Annotated in this window: 10 protein-coding genes and 1 pseudogene; 7 read left to right on the forward strand and 4 right to left on the reverse strand. The window is 67.8% G+C overall.

What is annotated here, in order from left to right; genetic code table 11:
• The first annotated feature begins 127 nt into the window (after window positions 1-127).
• Together BUC15_RS12640 and BUC15_RS12645 are read left to right on the forward strand one after the other, a co-directional pair.
• A complete protein-coding gene (locus BUC15_RS12640; RefSeq protein ID WP_425443365.1) occupies window positions 128-361 on the forward strand; it encodes a type II toxin-antitoxin system Phd/YefM family antitoxin in 234 nt (77 codons plus the stop codon).
• A complete protein-coding gene (locus tag BUC15_RS12645; RefSeq protein WP_073188842.1) occupies window positions 358-624 on the forward strand; it encodes a Txe/YoeB family addiction module toxin in 267 nt (88 codons plus the stop codon). Before BUC15_RS12640 ends, BUC15_RS12645 begins: the two co-directional genes overlap by 4 nt.
• A gap of 85 nt (window positions 625-709) precedes the next feature.
• Here BUC15_RS12645 and BUC15_RS12650 read toward each other — a convergent pair whose 3' ends face one another.
• Window positions 710-1,987 carry an IS256 family transposase gene (locus tag BUC15_RS12650; RefSeq protein ID WP_073188844.1) on the reverse strand — a complete coding sequence of 426 codons (1,278 nt, stop codon included), beginning with the start codon at window positions 1,985-1,987 and terminating at the stop codon, window positions 710-712.
• Window positions 1,988-2,613: 626 nt separating this feature from the next.
• Complete coding sequence (locus tag BUC15_RS12660) at window positions 2,614-3,042, reverse strand: VOC family protein (protein WP_073188846.1); 429 nt, start codon at window positions 3,040-3,042, stop codon at window positions 2,614-2,616.
• A gap of 751 nt (window positions 3,043-3,793) precedes the next feature.
• Between BUC15_RS12660 and BUC15_RS19100 the strand changes: the two are divergent.
• The 3 genes and pseudogenes from BUC15_RS19100 to BUC15_RS12680 form a co-directional block, all read left to right on the forward strand.
• Window positions 3,794-4,285 (forward strand): annotated as a pseudogene (locus tag BUC15_RS19100) (class I SAM-dependent methyltransferase); the annotation flags it as partial.
• Between the two features lie 592 nt (window positions 4,286-4,877).
• Entirely contained in the window at window positions 4,878-5,204 is a 327-nt protein-coding gene (locus tag BUC15_RS12675) for a type II toxin-antitoxin system RelE/ParE family toxin (RefSeq protein ID WP_073188848.1), read from the forward strand.
• Window positions 5,188-5,487: an addiction module antidote protein gene (locus tag BUC15_RS12680; RefSeq protein ID WP_073188850.1), complete on the forward strand. Its 300-nt coding sequence runs from the start codon at window positions 5,188-5,190 to the stop codon at window positions 5,485-5,487. The genes BUC15_RS12675 and BUC15_RS12680 overlap by 17 nt, the downstream gene beginning before the upstream one ends.
• A 74-nt stretch (window positions 5,488-5,561) precedes the next feature.
• Here the strand turns inward: BUC15_RS12680 and rocD are convergent, their stop codons facing one another.
• Both rocD and ddaH read right to left on the reverse strand, forming a co-directional pair.
• Window positions 5,562-6,779 carry an ornithine--oxo-acid transaminase gene (gene rocD, locus BUC15_RS12685; RefSeq protein WP_073188853.1) on the reverse strand — a complete coding sequence of 406 codons (1,218 nt, stop codon included), beginning with the start codon at window positions 6,777-6,779 and terminating at the stop codon, window positions 5,562-5,564.
• The gene (gene ddaH / locus BUC15_RS12690) at window positions 6,776-7,648 is read right to left on the reverse strand and encodes a dimethylargininase (RefSeq protein WP_073188855.1); all 873 of its coding nucleotides are present in this window, start codon (window positions 7,646-7,648) and stop codon (window positions 6,776-6,778) included. The genes rocD and ddaH overlap by 4 nt, the downstream gene beginning before the upstream one ends.
• Before the next feature lie 404 nt (window positions 7,649-8,052).
• Between ddaH and BUC15_RS12695 the strand changes: the two genes are divergently transcribed.
• On the forward strand, window positions 8,053-9,543 hold the full coding sequence (locus BUC15_RS12695; protein ID WP_073188857.1) for a DNA-3-methyladenine glycosylase 2 family protein: 1,491 nt from the start codon (window positions 8,053-8,055) through the stop codon (window positions 9,541-9,543).
• On the forward strand, window positions 9,540-10,019 hold the full coding sequence (locus BUC15_RS12700) for a methylated-DNA--[protein]-cysteine S-methyltransferase (RefSeq protein WP_073188859.1): 480 nt from the start codon (window positions 9,540-9,542) through the stop codon (window positions 10,017-10,019). The genes BUC15_RS12695 and BUC15_RS12700 overlap by 4 nt, the downstream gene beginning before the upstream one ends.
• Window positions 10,020-10,156: the final 137 nt, after the last annotated feature.

The raw sequence follows: 10,156 nt of genomic DNA on the forward strand, positions 1-10,156 counted from the left end.
CGACATGGTTGATGGTCCGACTGAATCACGCCGGAGGCACTTGGGGAAACGTAGGCTTCTGGCCATCCTTGGTTGAGCGTACGTCATGACGTACGCTGATGGTGGAGGTGGTTTTCCAATGACTGCTGTGAGTGCAACGTCTGCCCGGGCGAATCTGTACCGGTTGATCGACCAGGTCAACGAGGAGTCCGAGCCGTTGACCATCACCGGCCAGCGTGGCAATGCGGTGCTGGTCGGCGAGGAGGACTGGCTGGCCATTCAGGAGACTCTGTTCCTGGAGTCGGTGCCTGGGTTGGCCGAGTCGCTCCGTCGTGCCCGTGCGGAGGGGGTCGATGCGGGCTCGACCGAGCTGGACTGGTGAGTCCCTGGACTCTTGTGTATTCGCGCCAGGCCCAGAAGGACGCCAAGAAGCTGGCCTCCTCAGGACTCAAGGCGAAGGCGCATCACCTACTGGAGGTCCTGACTCAGGATCCGTTCACCACGCCACCCAAGTATGAGAAGTTGGTCGGCGACCTCGCGGGCTGCTACTCGAGACGCATCAATATCCAGCACCGACTGGTCTATGAGGTGCTCCCTGAGCGCCACGTCGTCCACATCTTGAGAATGTGGACCCACTACGAGTAGAACCTCGTCACCGATCCCGGCCCTCCTGCCCATGGCCTGACGCTCCGCCTGCCAGAGGAATAGTCAAGACCTGTGGATCGGCGTGTCATGCGGCTTGAGTGTGGTCGTCTGTTTCGGGGTGTTCTCGTTCGACGAGTTTGCCGTTGATGAAGGTGGCGCCGGCGCGGACGAGGGCGACCAGGTGGGGGGCGTTGACGGCCCGCCACCGGGTCTGGGCTGACTCGATGAGTTTGAAGGCCATGGCGATCCCGGCGGCCCTGGAGCCGGGGCCTTTGGTGATGCGTTGGCGGAGCCGGACGGTGGCGAAGGTCGACTCGATCGGGTTCGTGGTGCGTAGGTGGATCCAGTGCTCGGCGGGGTACCGGTAGAACTCGGTCAGCACGTCGAGGTCGTCGGCGATCTTGGCGGCGGCTTTGGGCCACTTGATGCCGTATTCGGCGATGAACGCTGTCGCGGCGGCTTTGGCGTGGGTGAGGTCTTCGGCGTTGTGGATCTCGGCGAGTGCGCGTTTCGCGCCGGGGTGGGCCGACTTGGGCAGCGCTGAGAGCACGTTGCCGATTTTGTGGAACCAGCACCGCTGCTCGCGGGTGGTGGGGAACACGTCCCGTAGCGCCGACCAGAACCCGAGCGCACCGTCCCCGACCGCGAGCACCGGAGCCTGCATGCCGCGGCGCTTGCAGTCGCGCAGCAGGTCGGCCCACGACTCGGCGGATTCGCGATGCCCGTCGGCCAGCGCGACGAGCTCCTTGGTGCCGTCGGCGCGGACCCCGATCATGACCAGCAGGCACACCTTGTCCTGCTCGAGACGGACCTTGAGGTGGATGCCGTCGACCCACAGGTACACGTAGTCGACGCCGGCCAGGGAGCGGCGGCCGAACCCGGCAGCCTCGTCCTGCCAGTCCCGGTTGAGCCGGGTGATCGTCGCCGCCGACAAGCCCGCACCCGAGCCGAGGAACTGCTCCAACGCCGGGGCGAAGTCCCCGGTGGACAGGCCGTGCAGATACAGCAGCGGCAACACCTCGGCCACCCGCGGCGACTTGCGTGCCCACGCGGGAAGGATCGCCGAGGCGAACCGTTTGCGCTGCCCGGTGACGTCATCGGTCCTACGGTCGTTGACACGCGGCTGGCGAACCTCGACCGCCCCCGCCGCGGTCGTGACCTGGCGGGCGGCATGGTAGCCGTTACGGACCACCATACGGCGACCCTCCTCGTCAACCAGGTCGCTGAACTGGGCGACGTAGGCGGCCACCTCGGCCTGCAACGCCGCAGCCAGCATCTTACGGGCACCATCCCGAACGATCTCGTCGAGCAGCGACACCCCGATCATCTCGTCGCCGGCATCGTCGTGGACTAACTTGAGCATGGGCGTACCTTCCCGAACCAGCGCGCCAACGCCGGCCCTTGATCAGACCTATCTGGACTTCAGATCATCCTCGGGAAGGTACGCCTACCTCACGCCACCCGCCGAGGACCGATCCACAGGTTCTGATCATTGCTCCGCGGTGCACGCCGAACTGCTTCGCCAGTGCCGCGACGCTGACTCCGTGCGCGCGGGCTGTTCGCATAGCGTCCACTTCGCTGTCGGTGAGGCGTGTTCGAGGTCGTTTGCTTGGTTCCGCCGCCGCCCCGATCAGAGGGTCATCCGGCTCTCTGACAGGGGCGGCATCCTCGCAGATGCCTTGATTCCACGCGGAAACAAGCCTCTCGACCCGTGGTCGCCTGTTCCCGTAGTGCTTGATTGCGTCCACCCCGCGCACAAGGCTCGAACCCTTGCCAATGGAAATGTTGGCGGAGGTTCGGGCCTTGGCCTGTTCGCGTCTGCGGCCCAGGCCAGGGCGTTGGCATTGACTTGGGGGTTGAGCAGCATTTCGAAGGGCCGGTTGTGTTCGACACGTATCCGGTCATCTTCATCGATGCAGATGTTGATGAAGAAGGCTTGGTCGCATAGTCCCCGATTGAACGCAGACACCCCTCCCCGACCCGGGGCAGTCAGCAATCCGGGCCCGAGCTGAGCGGGTCCGACAGCTCCACGGTCTGGCCCATCGGGTCCCGGACCACGTAACTCCAGTAGCCGACCCAGAACGGCTCGCGTCGCCAGGCCGTCACGCCGGCCGTGCGCAGGCGATCAACGGCGTCCCGGAACGCCTCGGGTGACAGCTCCACGCTCCACGATGCTGCCGCCAGCGGTGGACGTGACTCGACGCTTAGTCCGTACCCCCACCCAGGCTGAAACGACCAGTGCGGTGTGGCGGTCGACGCGGGATCGAGGAACACGGACAACTGTGCGGGACCGACGAGGTAGCCGAGGCTTTCGTCGTCGTCCCAGATTTGCTTGAGGCCGATTAGCTCCGTATAGAACCGTCGGGAGGAGTTGAGATCGTTGCAGCGCGTGTACACGAAGAAGCGATGTTCAGCCATCCAGTCACGATACTCGTCGTTGCCTGGTTGACCGGGAGGGTTCCTCCCTCCCGCACCGTGCGGCGGTTTACTCGAACTGCGACACCAGCTCCACGCACATAGCACAGTGGATCACTGCGCCTTCAGATCGCCTACCACCCCGACCGTTGGCGGACCGCAATGGTTACGCGATGACCCTGGCGTAGGCGTTTCGCGCACGGCGACGCTGTCCGGGCCGTGGCACCGCGTGACGGCATGTCAGTCGGATCCCGCAGCACCGTCCGTATGTTCGGTGGTCGGCCAGGTGGCTAGCCGTCGCCCCGCCATTGACATTGACGGGCCTGGGGCGCATAACAGATATGCGGGCCGGTGCGCACCCGTCCGACACGGTCCGGTGGGTTCGACGGACGCCCGCAAACAGTCTCTCTTACAAAGAGGAGGTTGGTTGTCGATGGAAACTGAAGGAACGGTTCCGCCGCGACCGGTGTTGTCCAAGGCCATGTTCCAGGGTCCGGCCGACGCCTATGACAGCTTCATGGGCCGCTACTCGCGGGCCCTTGCGCCCGCGTTCGGGGACTTCTGTCTGCCCTCCGTCGGCAGATTCCTCTGTTGGCTGCGGCCCCGGGGCATTGACCGCCGAAGCCGTTGACCGGCTTGGCGCGACCTCGGTGGCAGCAGCCGACCCGGTGGCTCACTACGTGGAGGCGTGTAGCCGCAACAATCCCGGCGTGGAGGTGGTGCTTGCCCCCGTAGAGGCCCGCCGTTTACGAAGGGTTCGTTCGATGCCGCGGCGGCACAACTGGTGTTCTACTTCCTGGCCGACCCTGGCCGGGCAGTTGCCCAACTGTGCGAGATGGTCAGGCCCGGAGGGCTGGTCTCGGCGAGCGTGTGGGACGGAACCGAAGGCATGGAGATGCTCAACGCCTTCTGGGAAGCCGCCGAGTCGCTGCAACCCGACGCTCCGTCGGATCAGCGCCCGCTGCGGCTCGGGCGGCCGGGAGAGTTGGCCCGTTTCTGGCGGGAGGTCGGCCTGGAAGACGTGACGGAAACCACCATGCGGGCAACGACGACCTACAGCGGCTTCGAGGAGCTGTGGAACACGTTCCTGGCCGGGATAGGCCCGGCGGGAACCTACGCCCTCTCGCTCGGCCTCGAAGGCCAGACACACCTCAAGACTGCGCTGCGGCAACGGCTCGGCCAGCCTTCAGGGCCCTTCGAACTGGCTGCAACGGCGAGGTCGGTCAGGGGCCGGGTCCCCTGGTGAGGCAACCCCCGGTCCACAACACGTCACCGCGTTAAGATCCGACAACCGGGCCGTGCATGTGCCAGGGCGCAGCGCCACCGGTCACGGTCGACCTCGCGGAAAATCCACATCAAACAGGCGATCGACTGGGCCGACGGAACTCGTTCAACCAGGTCCCCGCTGCGGTCATCGGGGCCTCGCCGGGAGCACTCGGCACCGCGCTTGCGCAGCAGAGCCTCCGCGGCGTGCTCGGCTTCTGCAACGCCAGGCAGATGACAGCCCCTGAGGCCTACATCAAGTACTCCACAGACATCTTCACCCCTCCGGTGCCCGGCGGGACCGGCGAGGTGAAGGCCGCACCGGCGATCGGGTGCGGGTCGCTGGTCATGCGCCGATCACACGGACGCGATGCGAGGGACTTGTCACTCCAAGCGGCGGAACGGATCGCACGCATGGATGATCCGGCGCCGGCGACCCGATCTCGGCCTGCGGCCGATGCGGTCCATGATGGCGCGCCGATCAGGCCGCGCATGAACTCGAGCGTGGTTGGCGCGGGCTGCAGCTCGCTCCCCGCGGAGTTGCCTAGTCAATTAGTGTCAACTATAGTCGACACATGGTCGAGGTCTACACCAGCGAGGGGTTCGACCGTTGGCTCAGAAAACTGAAGGACCGGCAGGGCAGGCTGCGGATCCTGGACCGGATCGATCGCCTCGCCCACGGGAATCCTGGCGATGTGAAGTCGGTCGGACACGGTGTACTCGAACTGCGACTGAGCTTCGGCCCTGGCTACCGGGTCTACTTCACACGACATGGCGACCGGCTGGTTTTGTTGCTGTGTGGCGGCGACAAGGCGACACAGCAACAGGACATCGAGAAGGCTCAACAACTAGCTGCCGACTGGCGTTCGAGAGAGGGCGAAGACGATGACGAAGAAGCTTGAGAAGTACACACCGTTCGATGCGGCCGACTATCTCGACGGCATCGAAGACGTTGCCTCCTACCTGGAGATTGCGCTGGAGGAATCGGCCGAGGACCCAACGGCGGTTCCCCGCGCCCTTGGTGTCATCGCCCGCTCCCAGAACATGAGCGAGCTAGCTCGTCGTGTCGGCATGAGCCGCGAGGGCCTATACAAGGCACTTTCCGATGAGGGCAATCCGACCTGGTCGACCGTCCTGAAGGTGACCAATGCGCTGGGGCTTCGATTCAGTCTGCATGCCGCCTGACCTATAAGAAGGACGCAGATGCCTCGCCTGATTCGTTGAGCCGGGCGCCCTGACCGAGGCGATGGTGCCGGCGGTCACCGTCCAGCCAGGACCTCCCGGAGCTGTTCCACCGCCCAATCCAACTGCTCGGCCTCGATCACCAGCGGCGGCATGATGCGGATCGTGTGGTCATGGGTCTCTTTCACCAGGACCCCTCGCGTCGCGAGCCGCTCCGCCACTTGGCGCCCCGACCCGACCGCCTCATCGACATCGATCCCGGCCCACAGCCCGGCGACCCGGGTCTCGGTGACCCCGTCACCGACCAGCGGGGCCAGCAACCCGGCCAGGCGCTCCCCGAGCACGGCGGCACGCTCTTGGTACTCGCCCGTGGCAAGCAGCTCGACCACCGCCAGCCCAACCGCTGCGGCGAGCGGGTTGCCGCCGAACGTCGACCCGTGCTCGCCTGGCCGCAGCACCCCGAGCACCCTTTCATCGGCGACGACTGCCGACACCGGGACGATCCCCCCGCCGAGCGCCTTGCCGAGCAGGTAGACGTCTGGCACGACGTCCTCCCGGTCGCAGGCGAATGTGGCGCCCGTGCGGCCGAGGCCGGATTGGATCTCGTCGGCGATGAACAAGACGCCGTGTCGGTCGCACAGCTCCCGCACCGCGCGCAGGTATCCGGCGGGCGGGATGATGACACCGGCCTCGCCCTGGATCGGCTCGATCAGGACGGCCGCCGTCCGCGGCGTGATCGCCGCCTCCAGCGCCGCCGCGTCGCCGAACCGAACCGACACGAAGCCGGGTGTGAAGGGGCCGAAGTCGAGGTGGGCTGACGGGTCGTCGCTGAAGCCGACGATGGTGGTGGTGCGCCCGTGGAAGTTGCCGTGCGCGACGATGATCTCCGCCTGCTCCGTCGGCACCTTCTTGACGCGGTAGGCCCATGCCCGGGCGACCTTGATGCCGCTCTCGACGGCCTCGGCGCCGGTGTTCATCGGCAGCACCATGTCCTTGCCGCACAGCCTTGCCAACGCGGCCGCGAAGGCTCCGAGCTTGTCGTTGCGGAATGCCCTGCTGGTCAGCGTGAGCCGCCCGAGTTGGTCCTGCGCGGCGGCGATCAACGCGGGATGCCTGTGGCCGAAGTTGAGGGCGGAGTACGCCGAGAGCAGGTCGAGGTAGCGGTTGCCCTCGACGTCACGCACCCAGACGCCGTCGCCGTCGGCGAGCACCACCGGCAGCGGCGCGTAGTTGCGGGCCAGGACGGCGTCCTCGGCCTCGATGCTGCGGGCCGTGGCGCCCGGCTGATCGTTCATGGTCGCCTCCTCAGTTCGAGCGTGCAGCATTTGATGTAGCCGCCGGAGCGGATGAACTCGGACAGGTCGACGGCGACCGGCCGGTAGCCGCGCTCCCGCAGCGCGGCCTGGAACCCGACGGCGTGCGGGGACATCACCACGTTCAGCCCGTCGCTGATGGCGTTGAGCCCGAGGAAGGCCCCCTCCGTCGCATCGACGACGACGGCGTCGGGGTACCGCTCCGCCAGCACGGCGCGGCTCGCGTCGTCGAATGCCTGCGGCAGGTAGGCGATGTTCGCACGCTCCACGCCGCCTGGCCCTTCGACGGGGTCGAGCACCGTCAGTGCGGTGTCGAGGTGGTAGTAGCGCGGGTCGATCAGGCGGAGTGGGACGACCTCCCTGCCGAACACGTCGGCCACCTCCGCGCGGCTCGCCGACGAGGAGCGGAAGCCGTGCCCGGCGAGGATCGTGTCGCCGACGAGCAGGAGGTCGCCCTCCCCTTCGTTGATCTCCCGCGGCGCCACGAACTCGTAGCCGTGCTCCTTGAACCAGGACTCGAAGAGGGCCGCCTCTGGTCGGCGCTGCTCGGGCCGGAAGGAGACACCGAGGGCGACGCCGTCGACGACGAAGCCGCCGTTGGCGGTGAAGACCATGTCTGGGAGGCCGGGGGCTGCCGGGATCAGCTCCACCTGGTGGCCGAGCGCGAGGTAGGTGTCGTGGAGGCGCTGCCATTGGCGCAGCGCGAGCGCGACGTCGACGGGCCGCGTCGGGTCCATCCAGGGGTTGATGCGGTAGCGGACGGCGAAGTGTTCGGGTCGGCACATCAGGTAGCGGCGGGGCTGCTGACGGCGCGCTTGGGCCGAATCCGGATCAACCCGCAGGTCAACCATGAGACGCCTCCACCTTCGTTGGGCTCGGCGCGGGAGGTCCCGCCTGCATCAAGCCTACGTCGAGTGTCGCGGCTCATCCGGCGTCGGTCGTTGAGCCGCCCGGCGAGGAACGAGCCAGCCCCGAAGCTGGTTGAGCCGCCCGGCGAGGAACGAGCCCGGCGTGACGCCCCCCAACCTGACCGCACAGTCCACTTCCAAGACCTGTGGTCGGCATTCTGCATCGAGTGCGGGAGTGGTTTCGACACGCGCTGCGTCGCTGCGCTCCTTCGGCGCGGCTCAACCAACCACGGAACACGCGCTGCGTCGCTGCGCTCCTTCGGCGCTGCTCAACCAACAGAGGTTCACCCGTCGGCCATGTCGCATTCCTGCTAGTTTGCGGCCGTCCACTGCGGCACTCTTGATCCATGCACACCGACCGCGACGCCTGCCTCCGGGCCATCCGGGCCAAGGACGCGCGCTTCGACGGGCGCTTCTACACCGGGGTGCTGACCACCGGCATCTATTGTCGACCTTCCTGCCCCGCCAGAACCCCAGCGCCCGGCAACGTGCGCTTCTTCCCCACCGCCGCCGCGGCCCAACTGGCGGGTTTCCGCGCCTGCAAACGCTGCCTCCCCGGGGCGGTTCCCGGCTCGCCGGACTGGGACACCCGCGGCGACGCCCTCGCCCGCGCCGTCCGACTGATCGACGACGGCGTCGTCGACCGCGACGGCGTCCCCGGGCTCGCCCGTCACCTCGGCTACTCGACCCGCCAGGTCCAGCGGCTCCTGATCGACGGCGCCGGCGCCGGTCCACTCGCCCTGGCCAGGGCTCGCCGCGCCCAGACGGCCCGCACGCTGCTGGAGGCGACCGACCTCCCACACGCCGACATCGCCTTCGCGGCCGGGTTCAACAGCGTGCGGTCCTTCAACGCGACGATGCAGGAGGTCTATGCGACGACGCCGCGCGAGCTGCGCAGCCGGTCGACCCGCCGTCGCGGTGTGGTCGACGGCGGGCTCACCTTCATCGACCTCGACCTCGCCGCCCGGCAGCCGTTCTGCCCCTGCAACGTTTTCGGTCACCTCATCGCCACGGCCATCAACGGCGTCGAGGCCTTCCATGACGGCGTCTACCACCGCACGCTCCGGTTGCCGGTGGGGTACGCGGTCGTGTCACTGGCGCCGTCGGGCATCGGGGCTTCGGCCCGGATCGGGCTGAGCGACCTCAGCCAGCTCCCGACCGTCGTCGCGAGGGTCCGCAGGCTGCTCGACCTGGACGCCGACCCCGTCGCCGTCGACGCCTTCCTCTCCTCAGACCCCACGTTCACGATACTGACCGCCGCGCATCCCGGACGGCGAATCCCGCGCGGGGTCGACGGCGACGAGATGGCGGTACGCGTCCTGCTCGGCCAGCAGGTGTCGACCACCGCGGCCAGGACCCACGGGTCGCGCCTGGTCGCCGCCGTCGGCGAGCCCGTCAACACCCCGATCGCTGGCTTGACGCACCTGTTTCCCACGGCGGAGCAGGTGCTGGGCGCATCCGACGAGGTGTTCGCATTCCCCACCGCGCGCCGCGACACCATTCGACGCGTCGCCCTCGCGCTGGCCGACGGGTCGCTCGACCTGGGCGTCGGCGTCGACCGTGACGAGGCCCGCGCGAGGCTGGCTGCGATCAAGGGCATCGGGCCTTGGACGGTCGAGATGGTCGCGATGCGCGGCCTCGGCGACCCGGACGCGTTCCCGTCGACCGATCTCGGGCTGATCCGGGCGGCCGAGCGTCTCGGGGTCGGCGACCTCGCAGCACGCTCTCGCGCCTGGCGACCCTGGCGCTCCTACGCCACCCAGCACCTGTGGTCGCTCACCCCGCACGCCGTCAACACCATCCCCGGTCGCCGGGGCTGCTCCGAGGAGGAAGCATGAGCTACAGCACCATGTCGTCGCCGATCGGCGAGATCACCATCGTGGAGCGCGACGGCGCACTGGCGGGCCTGTACCTGACAGGGCACCGGCCCGCCCCGAACCCGGAGACGTTCGGTGACCGGGTCGAGCATGCGCTGCCGGCCGCCGAGGACCAACTCGTCGAGTACTTCGCGGGCACGAGGACGACGTTCGACCTGCCGCTCGGCGCTCACGGCACCGCTTTTCAGGAGAAGGTGTGGACGGCGTTGCGGGCGATCCCCTACGGGCAGACGTGGACGTACGGCCAGTTGGCCGAGGCGATCGGGCAGCCGGGCGCGGCGCGCGCCGTCGGGTTGGCCAACGGTCGCAACCCGATCAGCATCGTCGTGCCTTGTCATCGGGTGGTGGGGTCGTCGGGGAAATTGACGGGGTACGCGGGTGGCACCGAACGGAAGGCGTTCCTGTTGGCACTCGAGGGCGGCGGGTTCGTCGTCTGACCGGTGGCGCCGTCAGGAAGTCACGGGCCTCCCACCAACGCTGGGCAGTGGCCGATACTCGACCCCAGACGGAGCAAAATCGACCACTGGCCGATTGTCGCCGCCCTCCGCCACACACGGGCGCCGGGGCAGTGGCC

Source organism: Tessaracoccus bendigoensis DSM 12906 (assembly GCF_900141915.1).
Taxonomy (GTDB): Bacteria; Actinomycetota; Actinomycetes; order Propionibacteriales; family Propionibacteriaceae; genus Arachnia; species Arachnia bendigoensis.